The following is a 26731-nucleotide window of genomic DNA, read 5'->3' as shown; positions in this document are numbered from 1 at the left end:
CCGGGGGTGCCGGGAGCCTGCCGGGTCTTGGGGCGACAGCCGGCGGGGCGGGGCGGACGTCGTCCGCCCCGCCCCGCCGTGGTCAGCGGAACCCCTCGGCGATCCACCGGCGGATGGCGCGCACCGTGCTCTCCGCGTGCTCCTCCATCATCGTGAAGTGGTCGCCCGGCACGTCGACCGCGGTGTGCGGGAACTGCCAGGCCGGCTGCCAGTCCAGTCCCGCCGGCCACGCCGGCATCGGTTGCGTGGCACGCACCAGCAGCGTCGGCGCGTCGATCGGGGTCAGTCGCCACTCCAGGAAGAAGTAGCGGCCCATCGCGGTCAGCCACGCGTCGCCCCAGACGTCGTCCTGCCCGACGCCGAGGCGGTAGTTGCGGTCGATGAGGCCCTCGATCAGCCCCGGCCGGAGCACGTCCTCCAGCCTGCTCTCGTCGAAGTAGTAGCTGTCGATGACCACCACACCGGCGGCGGGGACGCCCCGCTCCTGGAGGTACTGGGCGACGGTGTGCGCCACCACCCCGCCGGCGGAGTGGCCCACCAGCACGAACGGGCCGCCGTCGGCGAGGCGCAGCACCTCCTCGGCGTGCACCTCGACCAGCGCGGCCAGGTTCGCCGGCAGCGTCTCACCCTTGAGGAAGCCGGGCTCCGGCAGGGCGGAGAGGTGACACTCCTGACGGACCGGGGCGGCCAGCCGGGCGAACTGGTGCGCGCTGGACTTGCCGGAGAAGGCGGGGAAGCAGATCAGGTGGGGCTGGGCCGGATCGCCGCCCCGGGCCAGCCGGACCGGCTGGGGCAGGCCGCCCCGCTCGGCCAGCTCGGCCCGAGAGGCGAACGACGGGCGGAAGGCCGCCGCCGCGTTCATGATGCCGATAAAGTTGGTGTACTCGCCGCGCTCGCACGCCTGGCGGAACAGCTCGCCGAAACCCCCGCCCGGCTCTGCCGCCGGGGCGGCGACCGGCCCCGCCCCGGAACCGATCTGGGTGTGCAGGTGGGCCGCGAGCGCGCGCGGAGTCGGATAGTCGAACACCACCGTCGCTGGCAGCCGCACCCCGGTGGAGACGGCCAGCAGCGTGGCGAGTTCGGTGCCGGTGAGGGAGTCGAAGCCCAGTTCGAGGAACCCGGCGGTCTCGTCCAACGCGTCGGGCGACTCGTGGCCGAGCACGACCGCGGCGTGCGCACGCACGTGCTCCACCAGGACGTCCTCCCGCTCGGCCGGTCCCAGGCCGGCCAGGCGTACCGCGATCTTCGGGCCCTCCACCCCCGCCTGGGCCGGCGCCGCCGCCCGCGACGCGCGCACCTCGGGCAGCGCGTCGAACAGCGGGGTGGGACGGGCCAGGGCGAAGCCCGGTGCGAAACGCGGCCAGTCGACGTCGGTGACCACGAGCGCGGTCTCGTCGTCGGCGACCGCCTGCCACAGCGCGGCGACGGCCAGGTCGGGGGCCATTGCCGGCAGGCCACCCCGGCGCATCCGCTCGGCGACCTGCGCAGTCTCCGCCAGCCCGCCGCCGCCCCACGCGCCCCACGCGATCGAGGTCGCCGGCAGCCCCTCCGCCCGGCGCTGCTCGGCGAATGCATCGAGGAACGCGTTCGCCGCAGCGTAGTTGCCCTGGCCGGCGCTGCCGACGGTCGCCGAAAACGACGAGAACAGCACGAAGAAGCGTAGTCCCAGGTCGCGGGTCAGCTCGTGCAGGTTCACGGTCGCGATCCGCTTCGGGCGCAGCACGGTCTCGAACCGCTCCGGCGCCAGGGAGTCCAGCACGCCGTCGTCGAGGACGCCGGCGGTGTGCACGATTCCGGCCAGCGGCCGGTCCGCAGGGATGGCGGACAGCAGGGTGGCCAACGCGTCCCGGTCAGCCGCGTCGCAGGCGGCGAGCGTGACGCCGACGCCGAGTCCGGTCAGTTCGGCGGCGAGTTCCGCCGCGCCGGTGGCGGCCGGTCCACTGCGGCTGGTGAGCAGCAGGTGCTCGGCGCCGGCCCGGGCCAGCGACCGGCACACGTGCGCCCCCAGCGCGCCCGTCCCCCCGGTCACCAGGATGGTGCCCGGTGGCGGGGACCAGTCGGCGCTCGTCGACGGCCGGGCACGCACCAGGCGCGGGGCGGACACACCCGCCGCGCGGATCGCGACCTGGTCCTCCGTGCCGGCGGCGAGCACCCCGGCGAGCCGGTCGAGGGCCCGCCGGTCGCAGGACCGCGGCAGGTCGACCAGGCCGCCCCAGCGCAGCGGATACTCCCGGGCCGCGACCCGGCCCAGCCCCCAGACCTGGGCCTGGACGACGTCGCCGGCTGCGCCACCCGGCGTCATCGCCTCCCGGGTGAGCACCCACAGCGGCGCTTCGACGCCGGCATCACCGAGGGCCTGGAGCAGGGCAAGCGTGCCGGCCAGCCCGTCGGGGACCACGGTTGCTGCGGGCGGCGGGCCGTCCTCCAGCGCCAGCAGGGAGACCACCCCGGCGGGCGGGGCCGCCGGGTCCAGGGTCGCGCGGATCCGGGTGGCCGCGTCGTCGCGGTCCACCGCGCCGTCGTGGCCGAGGACCACCGGCAGGACGTCCGCGCCGTGGGCCCGCAGCACGGCCGCGCAGTCGCGGGTCAGCGCGTCGTCGGCGAGCCCGGCGGGTACGGCGAGCACCCAGGTACCAGCCAGCGCGGGCGACGCCGCGGGGTCGGGCACCGGTTGCCAGTCGACCCGGTAGCGCCAACCGTCCACCACGGACTGTCGCTGTCGCCGGCGTCGCCAGGTCGACAGCGCGGGCAGGACGTCGCCGAGCCGGTCGTCGGCCGAGACGTCGAGGACGCCCGTCAAGTCGGCGAGGTCCGCCCGTTCCACCGCGTCCCAGAACCGGTCCTCCGCCGAGTCGGTGGCTGCCACGGGTGCGGCATCCGGCCCGGTCTCGGGCCAGTAGCGGCGGCGTTGGAAGGCGTACGTGGGCAGATCAACCGGACGACCAGCGGGCAACACCACATCCCAGTCCACCCGACCGCCAGCGACGTGCACCTGCCCCAACGACCTCAGGAACCGACCCAGACCCCCGTCCTCACGACGTAACGTACCGACCACCGCCGCCCCCGACACCGTCTCCTCGACCGACATCGCCAACACCGGATGAGGACTCACCTCCACGAACAACCGATGACCTGCGTCCGCCAGCAACCGCACCACCGGCTCGAACCGCACCATCGACCGCAGATTCCGGAACCAGTACCCCGCGTCCAACTCCGCCGCGTCGACCCGCCCACCCGTCACCGTCGAATACAACGGCACCCGACCCGGCACCGGCCCGACCCCCGCCAGCGCCTCCGCCAACCGACCCTCGACCGCGTCGACCTGCGCCGAATGCGACGCGTAATCCACCTCGATCCGCCGCGCCCGCACCCCGGCACGCTCACACCCCACCAACAACTCCTCGGCCGCGGCCACCTCACCGGCCACCACCACCGACAACGGACCATTCACCGCCGCCACCGACAACCGGCCCCCATGCCCGGCCAACAGCTCCTCCACCCGCCCCACCGGCGCGGCCACCGACACCATCGCCCCACCACCGGCCAACACCATCAACGCCCGCGACCGCAACGCCACCACCCGCGCACCATCCGACAACGACAGCGCACCCGCCACCACCGCCGCCGCGATCTCACCCTGCGAATGACCCACCACCGCCGCCGGCACCACACCACACGACTCCCACAACGCCGCCAACGACACCATCACCGCCCACGACACCGGCTGCACCACATCCACCCGCGCCAACGCCACCGCATCCGACAACACATCACGCAACGACCACTCCACAAACGGCGCCAACGCCGCCGCACACTCCCCCATCCGCGCCGCGAACACCGGCGACGAATCCCACAACTCCACCGCCATACCCACCCACTGCGCCCCCTGACCCGGGAACACAAACACCACACCCCCACGCTCCACCGCCACCCCGGCGACGACAGCCGGATGGTCACCGCCGTCGGCCAGCACCCGCAAACCACGCACCAGATCCGCACGACCGGCACCCACCACCACCGCCCGATGCGCGAACACCGACCGCGTACACGCCAACGACCACCCCACATCCACCGGCGACAACCCCTCATCACCCGCCACAAACGACGCCAACCGCGCCGCCTGCTCCCGCAGGGCGTCCGCCGACTTGGCCGAGAGCGGCCACACGGTGGTGCCGACCGGCTCCGCCGTAGCCGACCCGGTCTCGGCGGACGAGGGCGGCGACTCCAGCAGCACGTGGGCGTTGGTGCCGCTGACCCCGAACGCGGAGACGCCCGCGCGGCGGGGACGGCTGTTCTCCGGCCATGCCACGGGCTCGGTCAGCAGCTCCACCGCGCCGGCCGACCAGTCCACCTGGGGCGTGGGGGCGTCCACATGCAGGGTCCGGGGCAGCACCCCGTGCCGCATCGCCATGATCATCTTGATCACGCCGGCCACCCCCGAGGCCGCCTGCGTGTGCCCGATGTTGGACTTCAGCGAGCCCAGCCACAGCGGCCGGTCCGCCGGGCGGTCCTGTCCGTACGTGGCCAGCAACGCCTGCGCCTCGATTGGATCACCCAACGTCGTACCCGTGCCGTGCGCCTCCACCGCGTCCACCTCGGCAGCCGACAGCCCCGCGTTGGCCAACGCCTGCCGGATCACCCGCTGCTGCGACGGACCATTCGGCGCGGTCAGCCCGTTCGACGCACCGTCCTGGTTCATGGCGCTGCCCCGCACCACCGCCAGGACCCGGTGCCCGTTGCGGCGGGCGTCCGACAACCGCTCCACGAGCACGACGGCCGCGCCCTCCGCGAAGCCGGTGCCGTCCGCCGCCGCCGCGAACGACTTGCACCGCCCGTCGGTGGCCAGCCCCCGCTGCCGGCTGAACTCGATGAACAAACCCGGGGTCGAGATGAGCGTGACGCCGCCCGCCAGGGCCAACGACGCCTCACCGGACCGCAGGGCCTGGCAGGCCAAATGCAACGCGACCAGCGACGACGAACAGGCCGTGTCGACGGTCAGCGCCGGGCCGACCAGCCCGAGGGTGTAGGCGAGCCGTCCGGAGATCACACTGGCGGTGTTGCCGGTGACCATGTGCCCCTCGGCGCTCTGCGGCGCCCGGGCCAGCAGCGAGGTGTAGTCCTGGCCGTTGGTGCCGACGAACACGCCGGCCGGCGTGCCCCGCACGGCGGCCGGGTCGATGCCCGCGTGCTCGAACGCCTCCCACGCGGCCTCCAGCAGGACCCGCTGCTGCGGGTCCATGGCCAGCGCCTCCCGGGGCGAGATGCCGAAGAACGCGGCGTCGAACTGGGTGCCGTCGTGAAGGAAGCCGCCCTCGCGGACGTAGCAGGTGCCAGGGCTGTCCGGGTCCGGGTCGTAGAGGGCCTCGACGTCCCAGCCCCGGTCGGTGGGGAACGGCGACACCGCGTCCCCACCCGCCTCGACCAGCCGCCACAGCTCGTCCGGGCCGCGTACCCCACCGGGCAGGCGGCAGCTCATGCCGACGATGGCGATCGGTTCGTCGACGACGGTCGCGGTGGGCACGAGCGGCGCCGCCACGGTCGACACCTCGCCAACCAGCCGCGCGCGCAGGTGCTCGGCCAGCTCGCGCGGCGTCGGGTGGTCGAAGACCAGGGTGCCCGGCAGGGTCAGGCCGGTCGCCGCGGCCAGCCGGTTGCGCAGTTCCACCGCGGTAAGCGAGTCGAACCCCAGCTCCCGGAAGGGCTGGTCGGCGTCGACGGCCCTGGCGGTGTCGTGGCCGAGGACGGCGGCGGCCCGTTTCCGCACCACGTCGAGCACGGCCGCCGCGGCGCGGGTCGGGTCCAGCCCGGCCAGCCGCCGGGCCAGCTCCCCGCCCGTCGTGGCGTCGGCGGTGGCGGCGCGACGACGCGCGGGGGCCCGGACCAGATCGCGCAGCAGCGGCGGCACCTGGTCCGCGTCGCCGGGCGCGGAGGTCGACAGGCTGACCGGGACCACGAGGGGGTCGCCGAGGGCCTGGGCGGCGTCGAACAGGGCCAGACCGTCGCGTTCGGAGATCGCGGTGATCCCTCGGCGCATCGAACGCGCCAGGTGCTCCGCGCCGAGCTTGCCCGCCATCCCGCCACGGTCGGCCCACAGCCCCCACGCCATCGACGTGCCGGGCAGGCCGAGGCCCTGCCGGTGGGCTGCCAGCGCGTCGAGGAAGGCGTTGCCGGCGGCGTAGTTGCCCTGCCCGCCGCCGCCGAACAGGCCGGCGACCGAGGAGAACAGCACGAACGCGGACAGGTGGTGTTCCAGGGTCAGCTCGTGCAGGTGCAGCGCGGCATCGACCTTGGGCCGCAGCACGGCGGTCAACTGGTCCCGGCCGAGCGTGGCGACGAGGCCGTCGTCGAACACACCGGCCGAGTGCACGACCGCCGTGAGTGGCGCGTCCGCGGGGATCGTGGCGAGCAGATCGGCCACGGCCGCCCGGTCGGCGACGTCGCAGGCGGCGGTGGTGACCCGCGCGCCGAGGGCGGTCAGCTCCGCCTCGAAGTCCGCAGCGCCCGGTGCGGCCAGGCCCTGCCGGCCGGCGAGCAGCAGGTGCCGGACGCCGTGCCCGGTCACCAGGTGCCGGGCGACGAGCCGGCCGAGCCCGCCCGTGCCGCCGGTGACGAGCACCGTGCCGTCGGGGTTCCAGGTGAACCGTGCCTCCGGTCGGGCCGCGCGCACCAGCCGGGGCACCCTCAGTTCGCCGGCGCGCAGCGCGAACTGCGGCTCGCCCGCGCGCAGCGCCGGGGCCAGGGCGCGGACGGACGCCTCGCTGTCGTCCAGGTCGGCCAGCACGAACCGGCCGGGGTTCTCCACCTGGGCCGAGCGGAGCAGGCCCCAGATCGGGGCGGTCGGCAGATCGGGCACGTCCCCGGGCGCGACTGCGACCGCGCCGGTGGTGACGGCCACCAGCGTGGCCCGCTCAAAGTGGGGTTCGGCCAGCCAGTCCTGGGCGTGGACCAGGGCCGCCGCCACGACGTCGTGCACGTTCCGCGCCGTGGTCCGTCCCGGAGTCGGGAAGGAGGTGAGCACGACGTCGGGCTCGGCGGCGCCGGCCCGCAGGGCTTCGGCGAAAGCCGGCAGGTCCGGGTAGGACTCGACGGTGAGGCCCGCCGCGCGGGCCAGCGCGGTGAGCCGGTCGTCGTCGCCGACCAGGGCCCAGGTCGCGGTGGCCGGCGGGGCCGCTTCCAGCGGCCGGACGGGCCACTGGAGGCGGAACAGCCAGTCGTCGGAGGGCGTCCGGTGCGCGTAGTCGGCCGGTACCGGTCGGAGCACGAGCGAGTCCACGGCGGCGACGGGCGCGCCGGTACCGTCGGCGAGGAGGGCCGACACGGTGCCCGCCCCGGTCGGCGAGAGCCGCACCCGCAGCGCAGTCGCGCCGTGCGCGTACAGGGAGACGCCGGACCAGGAGAAGAGCAGGCTGCCCTCGCGGGCGTCTCCGACGAGCCCGGTGCCGATCGCGTGCAGAGCCGCGTCCAGCAGCGCCGGGTGCAGGCCGAACGCCGTGGCGGCGTCCCGCGCCGGCTCAGGCAGCGCCACCTCGGCGAACACGTCGGCGTCGCGCCGCCACGCCGCCGCCAGCCCCTGGAACACCGGCCCGTAGTGGAAGCCGGCCGCCTCGTAGCGCGGGTAGAGGTCGTCGACCGCGACGGGCTCGGCCCCCCGGGGCGGCCAGACGTCGAGCGCCGCCGGACGAGCCGGGTCCTCCGGGGTCAGCGTGCCGGTCGCGTGGCAGGTCCAGTCCCCGTGCGGGCCGGCGGCATCCGGCCGGGAGTACACGGCGAGCGGGCGGCGGCCGGTGGCCTCGGGCTCGCCGACGACGACCTGTAGCTGCACCCCGTCGCGCTCGGGCACGATCAACGGGGCCTGCATGGTCAGCTCGGCCACGCGGGGGCAGTCGACCTGGTCGCCGGCGTGCACGGCCAGCTCCACGTAGGCCGCGCCGGGCAGCAGCGCCATGCCGTGCACGGCGTGCTCGGCGAGCCAGGGATGGGTGCGCAGGGAGAGCCGGCCGGTGAGGACGACGCCGTCCCGGTCGGCCATGGTCACCGTCGCGCCCAGCAGCGGGTGGTCGGCGGCGCCCAGCCCCAGGGCCGTGGCGGAGCCGCCGACCCGGCGGGTCTGGGAGGTCTCGGGCCAGTAGCGGCGGCGTTGGAAGGCGTACGTCGGCAACTCCACCCGACGACCCCCGGACAACACCGCACCCCAGTCCACCCCACCACCAGCGACATGCACCTGCCCCACCGACGTCAGGAACCGTCCCCAACCCCCTTCCCCCCGACGCAACGTACCCACCACCACACCCGACACCGACTCCTCCACCGACACCGCCAACACCGGATGAGGACTCACCTCCACAAACAACCCATGACCCGCCCCCGCCACCAACCGCACCACCGACTCGAACCGGACCGTGGACCGCAGGTTCCGGAACCAGTACCCGGCATCCAGCTCACCGGCCCCCACCCGCGCACCCGTCACCGTCGAGAACATCGGCACCACCGGAGTCCCCGGCACCACCCCCGCCAACTCCGCCACCAACCGCTCCTCCACCACCTCCACCTGCGCCGAATGCGACGCGTAATCCACCTCGATCCGCCGCGCCCGCACCCCGGCACGCTCACACCCCACCAACAACTCCTCGGCCGCGGCCACCTCACCGGCCACCACCACCGACAACGGACCATTCACCGCCGCCACCGACAACCGGCCCCCATGCCCGGCCAACAGCTCCTCCACCCGCCCCACCGGCGCGGCCACCGACACCATCGCCCCACCACCGGCCAACACCATCAACGCCCGCGACCGCAACGCCACCACCCGCGCACCATCCGACAACGACAGCGCACCCGCCACCACCGCCGCCGCGATCTCACCCTGCGAATGACCCACCACCGCCGCCGGCACCACACCACACGACTCCCACAACGCCGCCAACGACACCATCACCGCCCACGACACCGGCTGCACCACATCCACCCGCGCCAACGCCACCGCATCCGACAACACATCACGCAACGACCACTCCACAAACGGCGCCAACGCCGCCGCACACTCCCCCATCCGCGCCGCGAACACCGGCGACGAATCCCACAACTCCACCGCCATACCCACCCACTGCGCCCCCTGACCCGGGAACACAAACACCACACCCCCACGCTCCACCGCCACCCCGGCGACGACAGCCGGATGGTCACCGCCGTCGGCCAGCACCCGCAAACCACGCACCAGATCCGCACGACCGGCACCCACCACCACCGCCCGATGCGCGAACACCGACCGCGTACACGCCAACGACCACCCCACATCCACCGGCGACAACGCCACATCGGCCGCCACGAACGACGCCAACCGCGCCGCCTGCTCCCGCAGCGCCGCGTCGGTGGTCGCCGACAGCATCCACGGCACGGGCGTCGGGACCGGCGCGTCGGCCGGCGCGGGGGCCTCGGCCGGCGCGGCCGGCGTCGGGTCCGGTTCGGGGGCCTGTTCGAGCACGACGTGCGCGTTGGTGCCACTGATCCCGAACGACGACACCCCCGCCCGACGCGGACGACCCACCTCCGGCCAGTCAACCGCCCCGGTCAACAACTCCACCGCACCCGCCGACCAGTCCACCTCCGGCGTCGGCGCGTCCACATGCAACGTCCGCGGCAACACCCCGTGCCCCAACGCCAACACCATCTTGATCACACCCGCGACGCCCGCCGCCGCAGCCGTATGCCCGATGTTCGACTTCACCGACCCCAACCACAACGGCCGGTCCACCGGCCGACCCTGCCCGTACGTCGCCAACAACGCCTGCGCCTCGATCGGATCACCCAACGTCGTACCCGTCCCGTGCGCCTCCACCACGTCCACCTCGAACGGCGACAGCCCCGCGTTCGCCAGAGCCTGCCGAATCACCCGCTGCTGCGACGGCCCGTTCGGCGCGGTCAACCCGTTCGACGCACCATCGGAGTTCACCGCGCTGCCCCGCACCACCGCGAGGACCCGGTGCCCGTTACGCCGAGCGTCCGACAGCCGCTCGACCACGAGCACGCCGACACCCTCGGCATGGCCGAAACCGTCGGCCGCCGCCGCGAACGACTTGCACCGCCCGTCCGGAGCGAGCGCCCGCTGCCGGCCCAACTCCACGAAGCCGACGGCCGACGGCATCACCTGCACGCCGCCGGCCAGCGCCATCGAGCACTCGCCGCGACGCAGCGCCGCGCACGCCAGGTGCAGGGCGACCAGCGACGACGAACAGGCCGTGTCGACCGTCACCGCAGGCCCCTCGAAGCCGAAGGCGTAGGCGATCCGGCCGGACAGGACGCTGATCGAGTTGCCGGTCAGCAGGTACCCCTCGGTGCCCTCGGGCAGCCGCTCGGCCCCGAGGTAGTCCTGGTGCATGGCGCCGGCGAAGACGCCGGTCTGGCTGCCGCGCAGCGCGGCGGGCGGGATGCCGGCCCGTTCGAGGGCCTCCCAGACCGCCTCCAGCATCAGCCGTTGCTGCGGGTCCATCGCGAGGGCCTCGCGGGGCGAGATCCCGAAGAAGGAGGCGTCGAAGTCGGCGGCGTCGTAGAGGAAACCGCCCTCGCGGACGTACGTCTTGCCGGGGGCGTCCGGGTCCGGGTCGAACAGGTCGTCGATGTCCCAGCCGCGGTCGGTGGGGAACGGCCCCACGGCGTCGCGCCCCTCGACCAGCAGGTCCCAGAACTGCTCGGGCGAGCGGATGCCGCCGGGCAGCAGGCAGCTCATCCCGACGATGGCGATCGGCTCGGTGTCGTCGGCGACCACCACGACGGCCGGGGCCGCCCCGCCGACCTCGCCGAACATCAGCCCGCCCAGGTGCCGGGCCAAGGCCGCCGGGTTCGGGTTGTCGAACACGAGCGTCGCGGGCAGCCGCAGGCCGGTCGCCGCGGCCAGCCGGTTGCGCAGCTCGACGGCGGTGAGGGAGTCCGCGCCCAGATCCTTGAACGCGCGCTCCGGCTCCACCGCGTCGGCGGAGTCGTGCCCGAGCACGAGCGCGGCCTGGCTGCGTACCAGGTCGAGCAGCGCCCGCTCCCGGGCCGGTGCGGGCAGCCCGACCAGCTCCGCGGCGAGCCCGCTCGCGGTGGCCCGGCCGGTGTCGCGGCCGAGCGCGCGCACCTCCGGCAGGCTCGCGATGAGCGGGTTGCGGCGCACGGACAGCAGCCCGGGGCCGAAGACCGCCCAGTCGACGGCGGCGACGGCCAGCGTCGTCTCGTCCTGCGCGAGCGCGTCGAACAGCGCCCCGACGGCTAGGTCGGGGTCCATCTCCGGCAGGCCGCCCCGGCGCAGCCGGCGGGCGGCGGTCTCCGCCTGGGCGAGCCCGCCGCCGCCCCACGCGCCCCAGGCGATCGAGGTGGCGGGCAGGCCCTGCACGCGCCGACGGCGCGCGAGGGCGTCGAGGTACGCGTTCGCGGCGGCGTAGTTGCCCTGCCCCGCGCCGCCGACGACACCGGCGAACGAGGAGAAGAGCACGAAGGCCGACAGGTCATGGTCGCGGGTCAGCTCGTCGAGGTGCCGGGCCGGCTCGACCTTGGCCCGGAGGACCTCGGCGAAGCGGGCCGGGGTGAGCGAGTCGACCACCCCGTCGTCGATCACCCCGGCGGTGTGCACCACCGCCCTCAGCGGGTGCTCCGCGGGGATCGCGGCGAGCAGCGCGCAGAGCGCGTCGCGGTCGGCGACGTCGCAGGCGGCGACGGTGACCGTCACCCCGGCGGCCGTCAGCTCGGCGGTGAGGTCGGCCGCCCCCGGCGCGGCGGGGCCGCGCCGGCTGGCCAGGACCAGGTGCCGGGCGCCCGCCCGGGCCAGCCGGCGGGCCACCCGGGCCCCGAGGGCCCCGGTGCCGCCGGTGACCAGGACCGTGCCGGTGGTCGTCCAGGCGCCCGCGTCCGGATCACCGGGGGCGCGGTCCAGCCGGGCCGCGAAGGTGCCCGACGGGCGTACGGCGAGCTGGTCCTCGCCGCCGACGGTGCCGAGCGCGGCGACGAGCCGGTCGGCGGCCCGCTCGTCGAGCGCGGCGGGCAGGTCGACCAGGCCTCCCCAGCGGTCCGGCTGTTCCAGGCCCAGCACCCGGCCGAGGCCCCACACCTGGGCCTGCACGGGGCTGGTGGGCGGGTCGGTCGGGCCGGTGCCCACCGCGCCCCGGGTCGCGCACCACAGCGGCGCGTGGCCGCCGGCCTCTGCCAGCGCCTGGGCGAGCGTCAGGGTGGCGGCGAGGCCGAACGGCACGCAGGGGTGCGCCGGCGCGTCGCTCTCGGCCAGGGCGAGCAGGGAGAGCACGCCCGCCGGCTCGGGGGCCTGCCGCAGCAGCGCCACCAGCACGGCCCGGTCGGCGTCCGACACGACGATCCGCTCGACCGTCGCGCCGTGGTCGGCCAGGGCGCGGGCGGAGGCGGTCACCGTCTCGTCGTCCTCCGCGCCGGCGGGGACGACCAGCAGCCAGGTGCCGCCGAGGCGGGGCCCGCCGGCGGCGTCGGGCACGGGGTGCCAGCCGACGCGGTAGCGCCACGAGTCGACGGTGGACCGTTGCTGGCGACGCCGCCGCCAGGCGGACAGGGCGGGGAGCACGTCGCCCAGCCGGTCGTCGGGCGAGACGTCCAGGGTGTCGGAGAGCCCGTCCAGGTCGGCCCGGTCGACCGCCGCCCAGAAGCGGTCCTCCGCCGACCCAGCCGCCGGGCCGGTCGCGGCCGGGGCGGACTCCGGCCAGAACCGCCGCCGCTGGAACGGGTACGTCGGCAGGTCGACCCGCCGCGCGCCGGGGAACAGCGCCGCCCAGTCCACCGGCACCCCGGCCACGTGCGCCTGGCCGAGCGAGGTGAGCAGGCGGGGCAGGCCGCCCTCGCCACGCCGCAGGGTGCCGACCGCGACCGCTTCCCCGATCGCGTCCTCGATTGCCGGGGTCAGCACCGGATGCGGGCTGACCTCGACAAAGACGTCGTGTCCGGCGGCGGACAGGGCGCGCACCGCACGCTCGAACTCGACGGTGCCGCGCAGGTTGCGGTACCAGTAGCTGGCGTTCAACTCGGCCGGGTCGATCCGGTCGCCGGTCAGCGTCGAGTACAACGGCACCCGGCCCGGCAACGGCGTCATCCCGGCGAGCGCCGAGGCCAGCCGGCCCTCGACCGCGTCGACCTGCGCGGAGTGCGACGCGTAGTCCACCTCGATGCGGCGGGCCCGGTGGCCGGCGCTCTCGCACGCCGCCAGCAACTCGGCGAGCGCGGTGGTCTCGCCGGAGACGACGACGGCGCGCGGGCCGTTGACCGCAGCGACGGAGAGCCGCCCCGGCCACCGGGTCAGCAGCTCGCGGACCTGCTCCACCGGCAGCGCGCACGACACCATGCCGCCCAGGCCGGACAGGTCGGTCAGCGCCTGGCTGCGCAGGGCCACCACCCTGGCCGCGTCGTCCAGCGACAGCGCGCCGGCCACCACGGCGGCGGCGATCTCGCCCTGCGAGTGGCCGACGACCGCCGCGGGCGCGACCCCCACGGAACGCCACACCTCGGCCAGGGAGACCATCACCGCCCAGAGGGCGGGCTGCACGACGTCGACCCGGCTCAGCGCGGCGGCGTCGGCGAGCACGTCGGTCAGTTCCCAGTCCACGTACGGCGCGAGCGCCTGCCCGCACTCGGCGAGCCGCTGGGCGAACACCGGCGACGACCGCCGCAGCTCGACCGCCATGCCGACCCACTGCGCGCCCTGGCCGGGGAACACGAACACCACCCCGCCACGCCCGGCGGCGAGCCCCGACACGACGCCGGCGGCCTCCTCGCCACGGGCCACCGCCCGCAACGCCGGCACCAGCTCCGCGTGTCCGGCGCCGACCAGCACCGCGCGGTGCGCGAACGAGGTACGGGTGGTGGCCAGCGACAGGCCGATGTCGGCCGCCGTGGCGGCGTCCGCGACGCCCAGCAGCCGGGCGGCCTGGTCGCGGAGCGCGGCGGGGGACTTGGCCGACAGCACCCAGGGCAGCGCGTCGGCTTCGGCGCGCGGCGCGTTGTCGGCGGGCAAGTCGGCTTCGGCGGGTTCGGCGCGCGGCGCGTCGACGGCGGCGGGCAGCTCCAGGATGACGTGGGCGTTGGTGCCGCTCGCGCCGAAGGACGACACGCCCGCCCGCGACGTCCGGCCGGTCCGCGGCCAGGCGACCGCCTCGGTCAGCAGCTCGACGTTCCCCGCGGACCAGTCCACGTGGGTGCTCGGCGCGTCGACGTGCAGGGTGCGGGGCAGCGTGCCGTGCCGCATCGCCATGATCATCTTGATCACGCCGGCCACCCCGGCCGCGGCCTGGGTGTGCCCGATGTTCGACTTCACCGACCCCAACCACAGCGGCCGGTCCGCCGGCCGGTCCTGCCCGTACGTGGCCAGCAGCGCCTGCGCCTCGATCGGGTCGCCCAGCGTGGTACCGGTGCCGTGCGCCTCCACCGCGTCCACGTCGGCGGCGGTCAGCCCCGCGTTCGCCAGGGCCTGCCGGATCACCCGCTGCTGCGACGGCCCGTTGGGGGCGGTCAGCCCGTTCGACGCACCGTCCTGGTTCACCGCGCTGCCCCGCACCAGGGCGAGGACCCGGTGGCCGTGGCGGCGGGCGTCGGAGAGCCGCTCCAGCACGAGGACGCCCACGCCCTCGGCGAAGCCGGCGCCGTCGGCGGTGTCGGAGAAGGACTTGCACCTGCCGTCGGCGGCCAGCCCGCGCTGCCGGCTGAACTCGACGAACAGGCCGGGCGTGGCCATCATCGTCACGCCGCCGGCCAGCGCGAGGGTCACCTCACCGGAGCGCAGCGCCTGCGCCGCCAGGTGCAGCGCGACCAGCGACGACGAGCACGCGGTGTCCACGGTCACCGCCGGCCCCTCGAAGCCGAGGGTGTAGGCGACGCGACCGGACGCCACGCTGCCGGCGGTGCCGTTGCCGACGTGGCCCTCGAGGTTGTCGGCGGCGCCGACCAGCCGGGACGAGTAGTCGTGGTACATGACACCGGCGTAGACGCCGGCCTGCGCGCCGGCCAGGGTGGCGGGGTCGATGCCGGCCCGTTCCAGGGCCTCCCAGGACGCCTCCAGCAGCAACCGCTGCTGCGGGTCCATCGCGAGGGCCTCGCGGGGCGAGATGCCGAAGAAGTCGGCGTCGAAGTCGAGACCGTCGTGCAGGAAGCCGCCCTGCCGGGTGTAGCTGTGGCCGGGCCGGTCGGGGTCGGGGTCGTAGAGCGACTCGACGTCCCAGCCCCGGTCCTCGGGAAAGCCGGAGATCGCGTCCCGGCCCTCGGCGACGAGCCGCCACAGGTCCTCGGGCGACCGGACGCCGCCGGGCAGCCGGCAGCTCATGCCGACGACGGCGATCGGGTCGGTGTCGGTGCCCGTCGACGTCGCCGCAGCGGTCACGGGAGCGGGCCGGCCGGCGAGGTCGGCGCGCAGGTGCCGGGCGAGCGCGGCCGGTGTGGGGTAGTCGAACACCAGCGTGGCGGGCAGCCGCAGGCCGGTGGCCGCCGTCAGGCGGTTGCGCAGCTCCACCGCGGTGAGGGAGTCGAAGCCGAGGTCCTTGAACGGCCGGTCGGCGTCCACGGCCGCCGCCGAGGAGTGGCCGAGGACCGCGCCGACCTGCTCGCGTACCAGGTCGCGGAGCAGGCGGTCCCGGTCGTCGTCGGCGAGCCCGGCGAGCCGGTGCGCCAGGGAGGTGTCCGCCTCCGGGTTGGTGGCGCGCCGGGCCACGGGCCGGACCAGCCCGCGCAGGGCCGCCGGGAGGGCGTCCGCGGCGGCCTGGCCCCGCAGCGCGGCGGTGTCCAGCCGCATGGGGGCGAGGAACGGACGGTCCAGCGCCAACGCCGCGTCGAACAACGCGAGGCCGTCGTCGGTGGCGAGCGGGGTGAGCCCGGAGCGGGCCATCCGCGCCACGTCCCGGTCGGCGAGGTGGCCGGTCATGTCGCTGGCCTGCGCCCACAGCCCCCAGGCCAGCGACTGTCCGGGCAGTCCGGCCGCGTGCCGGAGGTGGGCGAGGCCGTCGAGGTAGGCGTTGGCGGCCGCGTAGCTGCCCTGCCCCGCGCCGCCGAGCACCCCGGCCGCCGAGGAGAAGAGCACGAAGACGTCGAGGTCGAGGTCGAGGGTCAGCTCGTGCAGCGTCCGGGCGGCGTCCACCTTGGGGCGCAGCACCGCCCGGACCCGCTCCGGGGTGAGGCCGGCGATCACGCCGTCGTCGAGGACGCCGGCGGCGTGCACCACGCCGCGCAGCGGCGCGTCGTCCGGGAGGCCGGCGAGCAGGGCCGCCAGGGCGTCGCGGTCGGCGGCGTCGACGGCCACGATCCGGGTCCGGGCACCCAGCTCGCCCAGCTCGGCCAGCAGTCGCGGCGCGCCCGGGGCGTCCGGGCCGCGCCGGCTGAGCAGCAGCAGGTCCCGTACGCCGTGCGCGGTAACCAGGTGCCGGGCGACCAGCGCGCCGAGCAGGCCGGTGCCCCCGGTGACCAGGTAGGTGCCCGGTCGCTGGGTGGCGGCGGTGTCCGGGGCGGGGGCGGCGTCCGGCGTCTCCGCGCGGACGAGTCTCGGTGCCCACAGCCGGCCGGCGCGGATCGCGGTCTGCGGTTCGCCGGCGGCGACGGCCGCGGCGATCTGGCCCGGGGTGCTCCCGGCGTCGGCGTCGACCAGGACGAACCGGCCGGGGTTCTCGGCCTGGGCCGAGCGCACCAGGCCCCACACCGCGGCGTGCGCCAGGTCCGCCGGGGGGCCGTCGACGCCCACCGCGCCCCGGGTGAGGACGACCAGCCGTGTGTCGGCGATCCGGTCGGCCCCGGCGAGGTGGTCGCGCAGGACGCCGAGCACGTCGCACACCGCCGCCGACGCCTCGGCGTGGGCGACGACCGGCAGGACGACGGTCGTGTCGCCGTCGACCTCGGCGAGGTCGCCGATCCGCCGGCCGAGCCCTGTCTCCCGGCCGAGCACGGCCCACCCGGCGGGCGGCCCGGAGTCCACGCTCGGCACCGGCATCCAGTCCAGCGCGAACAGCGACCGGCCGGTGGTTTCCCGGGCGGCGGTAAGCTGGTGCGGCGTGACCGGGCGCAGGACGAGGGAGTCGACCACGGCGACGGGCGCGCCCGTGCCGTCGGCGACGGCCACGGAGACCGCACCAGGGGCGGTCGGGGTGAGCCGGACCCGCAGGGCGGACGCGCCGTGCGCGAAGACCGAGACTCCGGACCAGGAGAACGGGAGGCTGCCCTGCTGCGCTCCGGGAAGCATGCCGGTGCCGACGGCGTGCAGGGCCGCGTCCAGCAGCGCCGGGTGCACGGCGAACTTGCCCGCCTCGGTGCGCACATGCTCGTCGAGGGCGACCTCGGCGAACACCACCTCGCCGTGTCGCCACACCGACCGTAGGCCCTGGAACACCGGGCCGTAGGAGAACCCGGCTGCGGCGTACTCGTCGTAGAGCCCGTCGACCGGCAGCCGCTCGGCCCCGGGCGGCGGCCAGGCGTCGAGCGTGATCCGGGGGGATGTGGTCTCGGTGGTGAGCGAACCGACGGCGTGGCAGGTCCAGTCGTCGTCGGGACCGGGCAGGTCGGTGCGTGAGTGAATGGTGATCGTCCGACGCCCGCCCTCCCCGGGCGCGCCGACGATCACCTGGACCTGCACGCCGGCCTGGTCGGGTAGGACCAGCGGGGCCTGGAGGGTCAGCTCCTCGATGCGGGGGCAGCCGACCTGGTCGCCGGCCCGGGTGGCGAGTTCGACGAAGGCGGTGCCGGGGAGCAGGACGACGCCGTGGACCGCGTGGTCGGTCAGCCAGGCGTGGCTGTGCCGGGAGATCCTGCCGGTGAGCACGAGCCCGTCGCGGTCGGCCAGGGTGATCAGCGCGCCGAGCAGGGGGTGCTCGGCGGCGCCGAGGCCGAAGGCGGCGGCGGAGTGGCGGCCCCGGGCCCAGGCCGGCGGCCGGGGCCAGTGGCGTTCGCGTTGGAAGGCGTACGTGGGCAGGTCCACCCGGCGGCCGCCGGACAACGCGCCCGTCCAGTCCACCGGCACGCCCGCCACGTGCGCCTGCGCCACCGACGTCAGGAACCGCCCCCACCCACCGTCGTCCCGACGCAACGTCCCCACCACCACCGCACCCGCCGTGTCGACGAGCGTGTCCTCCATCGCCGATCCCAGCACCGGATGCCCACTCACCTCCACGAACACCCCGTACCCCTGCCCCGCCAACGCCCGCACCGCCGCCTCAAACTCCACCCGCGACCGCAAATTCCGGAACCAGTACCCCGCGTCCAACTCCGCCGCGTCGACCCGCCCACCCGTCACCGTCGAATACAACGGCACCCGACCCGGCACCGGCCCGACCCCCGCCAGCGCCTCCGCCAACCGACCCTCGACCGCGTCGACCTGCGCCGAATGCGACGCGTAATCCACCTCGATCCGCCGCGCCCGCACCCCGGCACGCTCACACCCCACCAACAACTCCTCGGCCGCGGCCACCTCACCGGCCACCACCACCGACAACGGACCATTCACCGCCGCCACCGACAACCGGCCCCCATGCCCGGCCAACAGCTCCTCCACCCGCCCCACCGGCGCGGCCACCGACACCATCGCCCCACCACCGGCCAACACCATCAACGCCCGCGACCGCAACGCCACCACCCGCGCACCATCCGACAACGACAGCGCACCCGCCACCACCGCCGCCGCGATCTCACCCTGCGAATGACCCACCACCGCCGCCGGCACCACACCACACGACTCCCACAACGCCGCCAACGACACCATCACCGCCCACGACACCGGCTGCACCACATCCACCCGCGCCAACGCCACCGCATCCGACAACACATCACGCAACGACCACTCCACAAACGGCGCCAACGCCGCCGCACACTCCCCCATCCGCGCCGCGAACACCGGCGACGAATCCCACAACTCCACCGCCATACCCACCCACTGCGCCCCCTGACCCGGGAACACAAACACCACACCCCCACGCTCCACCGCCACCCCCGACACCACAGCCGGGTCCTCACCACCGCCGGCCAACACCCCCAACGCCGCCAACAGCCCGTCACGGTCACCGCCAAGGACCACCGCCCGATGCGACAACGCCGCCCGACCCGCCGCCAACGACCAACCCACATCCACCGGCGACAACGCCCCATCGGCCGCCACGAACGACCCCAACCGCGCCGCCTGCTCCCGCAACGCCACCGCCGACCGCGCCGACACCACCCACGGCACCACACCACCCGACACCGACGCCGACGCCTCGACCGGCTGCGGAGCCGGGCCCTGCTCCAACACCACATGCGCGTTCGTGCCACTCACCCCGAACGACGACACCCCCACCCGACGCGGACGACCCACCTCCGGCCACTCCACCGCCCCGGTCAACAACTCCACCGCACCCGTCGACCAGTCCACCTGCCGACTCGGCGCGTCCACATGCAACGTGCGCGGCAACACCCCATGCCGCATCGCCATCACCATCTTGATCACACCCGCGACACCCGCCGCCGCCTGCGTGTGCCCAATGTTCGACTTCACCGACCCCAACCACAACGGCCGATCCGCCGGCCGGCCCTGCCCATACGTCGCCAGCAGTGCCTGTGCCTCAATGGGGTCGCCGAGCGTGGTGCCCGTGCCGTGCGCCTCTACCGCGTCCACGTCGGCAACCGTCAGCCCAGCGTTGGCCAGGGCCTGCCGGATCACCCGGCGCTGGGCGGGGCCGTTGGGCGCGGTCAGCCCGTTCGACGCACCGTCCTGGTTCACCGCGCTGCCCCGCAGCACGGCCAGCACCTCGTGACCGTTGGCGACCGCGTCGGAGAGCTTCTCCAGCAGCAGCAGCCCGACGCCCTCGCCCCAGCCGGTGCCGTCGGCCGCCGCCGCGAACGGCTTGCACCGGCCGTCGGCCGCCAGCCCCCGCTGCCGGCTGAACTCGGTGAACAGGTTCGGCGTGGTCATCACGGTGACGCCGCCGGCCAGCGCCAGCGAACACTCCCCCGACCGCAGCGACTGCGCGGCCAGGTGCAACGCCACCAGCGACGACGAGCACGCCGTGTCCACCGTCACCGCCGGGCCCGCCAGGCCCAGCACGTACGAGATCCGGCCGGACGCGACGCTGGCCGCGTTGCCGGTGCTGAGGTAGCCCTCGACGTCCGCGCCCGCCTGCTCCAGCAGCGCGGCGTAGTCCTGGCCGTTGTTGCCCACGAACACGCCGGTGCGGGTGCCCCGCACCGAGTCGGCGGGGATGCCCGCGCGCTCGAAGGTCTCCCACGCGGTCTCCAGCAGCAGCCGCTGCTGCGGGTCGGTGGCCAGCGCCTCCCGGGGCGAAATCCCGAAGAAGTCGGGGTCGAACTCGCCGATGCCGTCGAGGAATCCGCCGTCGCGGACGTAGGACGTGCCGGGCCGCTCCGGGTCGGGGTCGTAGAGGGCGTCGACGTCCCAGCCCCGGTCGGCCGGGAACGCCGAGATCGCGTCGCCGCCGGACTCCAGCAGCCGCCACAGGTCCTCCGGTGACCGGACGCCACCGGGGAACCGGCAGCTCATCCCGACGATGGCAATCGGCTCCCGGTCCCGGTCCTCGGACGCCCGCAACCGCTCGTGGACGTCGTCGAGCTCGGCGGTGACCCGCTTGAGGTACGAGAGCAGCTTCTCTTCGTTGGACATTGCGGATTTCCCCTGACCCGGCTCGTCTCGGCCGCTCAACGCCTGCCGAACTTCTTGTCGATGTAGTCGAAGACATCGTCCACGCTCGCGCTGTCGAGCGTCGCGGCGACCGGTGCGGTCGCCGCGGCCGCGCCGCGGGCCGACACGCTGGCCAGCAGGGCGGTGAGGCGGGTGGTCACCAGCGCGCTCGTCTCCTCGTCGAGCATGGCCGCGGCGACCGCGGCCTCCAGCCGGCCCAGTTCGGCGTGCACCGGGTCGTCCTGACCGGAGCCGCCGAGCTGGGCGAGCAGGTGCTCGGCGAGCGCCTGCGGGCTGGGGTGGTCGAAGACGACCGTGGGCGGCAGCTCCAGCCCGGTCGCCGCGCCGAGGTGGTTGCGCAGCTCCACCGCGGTCAGCGAGTCGAAGCCCAGTTCGCTGAACGGCCGCGCGGAGTCGACGGCCGCCGCCGAGGAGTGCCCGACGACCGCGGCGGCGTGGGTGCGGACCAGATCCAGGACGGCGGCCCGGCGCTCCACCTCGGGCAGGTCCGCCCACTGCCGGCCGGGCGGGACGGACCGCTGGCCGGCCGCCGGCTCGGCGCTGAGCGCCTGCCGGACCCGCTGCGCGTCGGGCAGGTCGTCGATCAACGGGCTCGACCGGGTCGCCGCCAGTCCGGCCGCGAACCGGTCCCATTCGATGTCGGTCACCACGACGGACGTCTCGTCCTGCTCGACGGCCTGCTGGAGCGCGGTGACGGCCAGCTCCGGCGGCATGGCCGGCAGCCCGTTGCGCCGCATCCGCCGCGCGGCCACCTCCTCCTGCGCCATGCCGGACCCGCCCCAGGCGCCCCACGCGATCGACGTGGCAGGCAGCCCGAGCGCGCGCCGGTACTCGGCGAACGCGTCGAGGAACGCGTTGGCCGCCGCGTAGTTGCCCTGGCCGGGGCCGCCCACCGTGGCGGCGAAGGACGAGAAGAGCACGAACAGCGACAGGTCCAGCTCGCGGGTCAGCTCGTGCAGGTGCCAGGTGGCCGTCACCTTCGGCGCGAACACCCGCTCGAAGCGGGTGCGGTCGAGGGTGTCGAGCATCCCGTCGTCGAGGACGCCGGCGGTGTGCACGACGCCGGCGAGGGGCAGGTCGGCGGGGAGCGCGTCCACCACGGCCCGCAGTGCGGCCCGGTCGGCGACGTCGCAGCCGGTGACGGTGACCCGGGTGCCGAGGCTGGTCAGCTCGGCGGCCAGGTCCCGCGCCCCCGGCGCGTCCGGTCCGCTGCGGCTGAGCAGCAGGACGTGCTCGGCCCCGCCGCGGGCCAGCCACCGGGCGACCTCGCCGCCGAGCGCGCCGGTGCCACCGGTGACGAGGACCGTGCCGCGCGGCACCGCCCCGGGGCGGGTGACCGGCCGCGCGGCGGCGCGCACGAGCCGGCGCACGTACGCCCCGGACGGGCGCAGCGCGACCTGGTCCTCGCCTCCGCCGGAGAGCACCCGGGCGAATGCGTCCGCGGTCCGGGCGTCGAGGCGGCGCGGCACGTCGACCAGGCCGCCCCACCACTGCGGGTGTTCCCAGCCGACGACCCGTCCCAGGCCCCAGACCTGCGCCCGGGTGGGCTCGCGCACCTCGGCGGCTGCCGTGACCGCCACCGCGCCGGAGGTCACCACCCACAGGGCGGCGCGGGCGTCCGAGTCGGCCAGTGCGTGTACGAGTTCGGTCAGCTCGACCGCGCCGTCGTCGCCCAGGCCGGCCAGCGACAGCACGCCGCCGAGCCGGGGACGGGCCGCGAGCGCGGCGCGCACCCCGGCGGGGTGCACCCGGACGACCTCGCCGTGCGCCGCGAGGGCCGCCACGCAGTCCGCCACCAGGTCGCCGTCGGCGCTGGTGCCCGGCTCCACGACGAGCCAGGTGCCGCCCGGCGTCTGTGCCGGCGTCGCCACCGGTTTCCAGGTGACCCGGTAGCGCCACGAGTCCACCCGGGCCCGCTCCTGCTCCCCGCGCCGCCACCGCGACAGCGCGGGCAGGACGTCGGCGAGGCGATCGTCGGCGGTGACCGGCAGCCCGGTGAGGTCGGCGCGGTCGACGGCCGACCAGAACCGGTGCTCGACGGCGTCCGCGCCGGCCGCCGGGGCGGGCGCGGCGGGCTGCGGCCAGTACCGCCGGTGCGCGAAGGGGTAGGTCGGCAGCTCGACCCGCCGGGCGCCGCTGCCGGCGAACACCGCCGCCCAGTCCAGCGCGCAGCCCCGCCCGTGCAGCCGGGCGACCGCGGCCAGCAGAGTCCGGGATTCGTCGCGGTCCGGGCGCAGGGTGGGGACGCACCGGATCGCCTCGTCGGGCAGGATCTCGGGCACCAGGCCGGTCAGCGCGCCGTCGGGCCCCAGCTCGACGAACGTCGTGACGCCGCGCTCGCCGAGCCGGGCGAGGCCGTCGGCGAACCGGACGGCCTCGCGGGCGTGCCGTACCCAGTAGTCGGGGTCGCCCAGTTCGCCGGCGCGCACCGGCTCCCCGGTCAGCGTGGAGATGATCGGCACGGTCGGCTCGTGGTAGGTGACCCGCTCGGCGACGGCGCGGAAGTCCTCGCACATGGCGTCCATCCGGGGCGAGTGGAACGCGTGGCTGACCCGCAGCCGCTTCGTCTTGCGGCCGAGCGCCGCGAAGTGGGCCGCCACGGCCAGCGCGGCGTCCTCGTCGCCGGACACCACCACCGACGCCGGGCCGTTGACGGCGGCGATCGACAGCCCGTCGGTCAGCAGCGGCAGCACCTCGGCCTCGGTGGCGCGGACGGCGACCATCGCCCCGCCCGAGGGCAGTGCCCGCATCAGCAGGCCGCGCGCGGCGACCAGCGCGGCGGCGTCGGTCAGGTCCAGCACCCCGGCGACGTGCGCGGCGGCCAGTTCGCCGACAGAGTGGCCGAGCAGGTAGTCCGGGCGGACCCCCCACTCGGTGAGGGTCCGGAACAGGGCGACCTGAACGGCGAACAGCCCGGCCTGCGCGAAGTCGGTGCGGTCGAGCAGGGTCGCGGCGTCCGGCGGCACGCCGAAGACCACGTCCCGCAGCGGGGCCGGGAGGTGCCGGTCCAGCTCGGCGCAGGCCGCGTCGAAGGCGTCGGCGAACACGGTGAACCGGGCGTGCAGCTCGCGGCCCATGCCGACCCGTTGCGTGCCCTGCCCGGCGAAGAGCAGGGCGAGCCGACCGTCGGCGGCGGTATCGACCGTCAGGTCCGGCGGGGGCGCGCCCGTGGCGAGGGCCGTCAGCCCGGCGGTGAACTCCGCGACGTCGCTGCCGAGCAGCACGGCGCGGTGCGCGAACCGGGTCCGGCCGGTGGCCAGGGACAGGCCGACGTCCGTCGGTGACGCGTCGGGGGTGAGCGCGGCGAGCAGCCGGTGCGCCTGGGCGCGCAGCTCTTCGGCGGTCCGGGCCGACAGCACCCAGGGCAGCACGCCGGCGCTCCGGCGGGCCTCGGTGGCGTCGCCGTCCGGGCCCTCCTCCAGCACGAGGTGGGCGTTGGTGCCGCTGATGCCGAACGCGGAGACGCCGGCGCGACGGGGGCGGCCGGCGGGCGCCCAGGCGACCGGCTCGGTGAGCAGCTCCACTGCGCCGGCCGACCAGTCCACCTCGGGCGTCGGGGCGTCGACGTGCAGGGTGCGGGGCAGCACCCCGTGCCGCATCGCCAGCACCATTTTGATCACCCCGGCCACCCCGGCCGCCGCCTGGGTGTGCCCGATGTTCGACTTCACCGACCCCAACCACAACGGCCGGTCCGCCGGCCGACCCTGCCCATACGTCGCCAACAACGCCTGCGCCTCGATCGGGTCACCCAACGTCGTGCCCGTCCCGTGCGCCTCCACCGCGTCCACCTCGGACGGCGACAGCCCCGCGTTCGCCAGAGCCTGCCGGATCACCCGCTGCTGCGACGGCCCGCTCGGCGCGGTCAACCCGTTCGACGCACCATCGGAGTTCACCGCGCTGCCCCGCACCACCGCGAGGACCCGGTGCCCATTGCGGCGCGCGTCCGACAGCCGCTCCAGCACGAGCACGCCGGCGCCCTCGCCCCAGCCCGTCCCGTCCGCGCCCGCCGCGAACGGCTTGCACCGCCCGTCGGCGGCCAGCCCGCGCTGCCGGCTGAACTCGGTGAACACGCCCGGCGTCGCCATCACCGTCACGCCACCGGCCAGCGCCAGGGCGCACTCCCCGGCGCGCAGCGACCGCACGGCGAGGTGCAGCGCGACCAGCGAGGCCGAGCACGCCGTGTCGACGGTCAGCGCCGGCCCCTCCAGGCCCAGGGCGTAGGCGACCCGGCCGGACACCACGCTGGCCGCGTTGCCGGTCAGCAAATAGCCCTCGGCGGAGCCCGCCGAGTCGGCCAGCAGCGAGGTGTAGTCGCCGCCGTTGGTGCCGGTGAAGACCCCGGTCTGGCTGCCCCGCAGCGACGTCGGGTCGATGCCGGCGCGTTCGAGCGCCTCCCAGGACGTCTCCAGCAGCAGTCGCTGCTGCGGGTCCATGGCGAGCGCCTCCCGCGGCGAGATGCCGAAGAAGTCGGCGTCGAAGTCGGCGGCCTCGTGCAGGAAGGCGCCCTCCCGGACGTAGAACGTGCCGGGCCGTTCGCCCTCGGGGTCGTAGCGTCCCTCGACGTCCCAGCCCCGGTCGGCGGGAAGGGGGCCGACCGCGTCGACGCCGCCGTCCAGCAGCCCCCACAGGTCCGCCGGCGAGTGGACCCCGCCGGGGAACCGGCAGCCCATTCCGACGATGGCGATCGGCTCGTCGGTGCCGGCGGCGACCGGCGCGGCCGTGACCGCCGCCGCGGCCGGAACCAGGACGCCGAGCAGGTGGGTGGCGAGCGCGGTCGGATTCGGGTGGTCGAAGACCAGCGTGGTGGGCAGCACCAGGCCGGTGGCCGCGCCGAGCCGGTTGCGCAGCTCGACGGCGGTCAGCGAGTCGAAGCCCAACTCCTTGAATGCCCGGTTCGCCTCGACGGTCTCGACCGTCTCGTGCCCGAGCACCGCGGCCGCCTCGGCGCGCACGGTCTCCAGCAGTATCCGTAGCCGCTCGGCCTCGGGCTGGCCGGCGAGCCGGCCGGCCAGCCCGGCGTCGGGCTGGTTCCCCTCGGCGGCGGCCCGGTCGAGGCGACGCCGGACCTCGGGCAGGTCGGCGAGGAACGGGCTCGGCCTCAACTCGGCGCCGCCGGGCAGGAACCGGTTCCAGTCGATGTCGGCGATCGCGATCACCGGGGCGTCGCCCTCGACCGCCTGCTCGAGGGCGGCGATGGCCTGCGCGGGCGCCATCGGCAGCGCGCCGCCGCGACGCAACCGCTGCGCGGCCACCCTCGTCTCGGCCAGACCGCCGCCGCCCCAGGCCCCCCAGGCCACGGAGACGGCCGGTAGGCCCTGCCCGCGCCGATACTCGGCGAACGCGTCGAGGTAGGCGTTCGCCGCCGCGTAGTTCCCCTGCCCCGCGCCACCAACGGTGGCGGCGAACGAGGAGAACAGGACGAACAGCGACAGGTCCAGCTCTCGGGTCAACTCGTGCAGGTGCCGCGTCGCCGCCACCTTCGGCGCCAGCACCCGCTCGAAGCGCGGGGCGGACAACGCGCCGAGGACGCCGTCGTCGAGCACCCCGGCCGTGTGCACGACGCCGGTCAGCGGTTGCCCGGCCGGCACGTCGGCGAGCAGCGCCGCCAGCGCGGCGCGATCCGTCACGTCGCACGCGGCCACGGTCACCCGGGTGCCCAGGGCGGTCAGCTCGTCCACCAGCGCCAGCGCCTCCGGGGCGTCCGGGCCACGCCGGCTGACCAGCAGCAGGTGCTCGGCGCCGCGCTCGGCCAGCCACCGGGCGACGTGCGCGCCGAGCGCCCCCGTGCCACCGGTCACCAGGATCGTGCCGCCGGGCGCGGCGAACGGCTCCCCGGCCGGCGGCGACGCGGCCCGCGCCAGGCGGCGGGCGAAGACACCGGTCGGCCGTACCGCCACCTGGTCCTCGCCGTCGGCGGCGGCGAGGACCGCGACCAGCCGGTCGGCGGCCCGGTCGTCCAGGTCCTCGGGCAGGTCGACCAGGCCGCCCCAGCGGTGCGGATACTCCCAGCCCGCGACCCGGCCCAGCCCCCACCACTGGGCCTGCGCCGGGTCGCGCAGCGGGTCCCCGACGCCCACCGACACCGCGCCG

At 75.6% G+C, this 26731-nt stretch carries 2 protein-coding genes (1 of these 2 running past the window's edge); both read right to left on the bottom strand.

All coding sequences use genetic code 11. The annotated features are described in order from the left end of the window. Window positions 1-82 precede the first annotated feature (82 nt). The gene (locus tag DER29_RS35720; RefSeq protein WP_370040911.1) at window positions 83-20584 is read right to left on the bottom strand and encodes a type I polyketide synthase; all 20502 of its coding nucleotides are present in this window, start codon (window positions 20582-20584) and stop codon (window positions 83-85) included. A gap of 53 nt (window positions 20585-20637) precedes the next feature. After that, on the bottom strand, window positions 20638-26731 hold the 3' portion of the coding sequence (locus tag DER29_RS35715) for a type I polyketide synthase (RefSeq protein ID WP_233600249.1). Its footprint extends 16271 nt past the window's final position; the window shows 6094 of its 22365 coding nt (coding positions 16272-22365); its start codon lies off the right edge, out of view; the stop codon is at window positions 20638-20640.

It is taken from the genome of Micromonospora sp. M71_S20 (assembly GCF_003664255.1).
GTDB lineage: Bacteria > Actinomycetota > Actinomycetes > Mycobacteriales > Micromonosporaceae > Micromonospora.
This window is presented reverse-complemented; position numbering and strand designations above follow the sequence as displayed.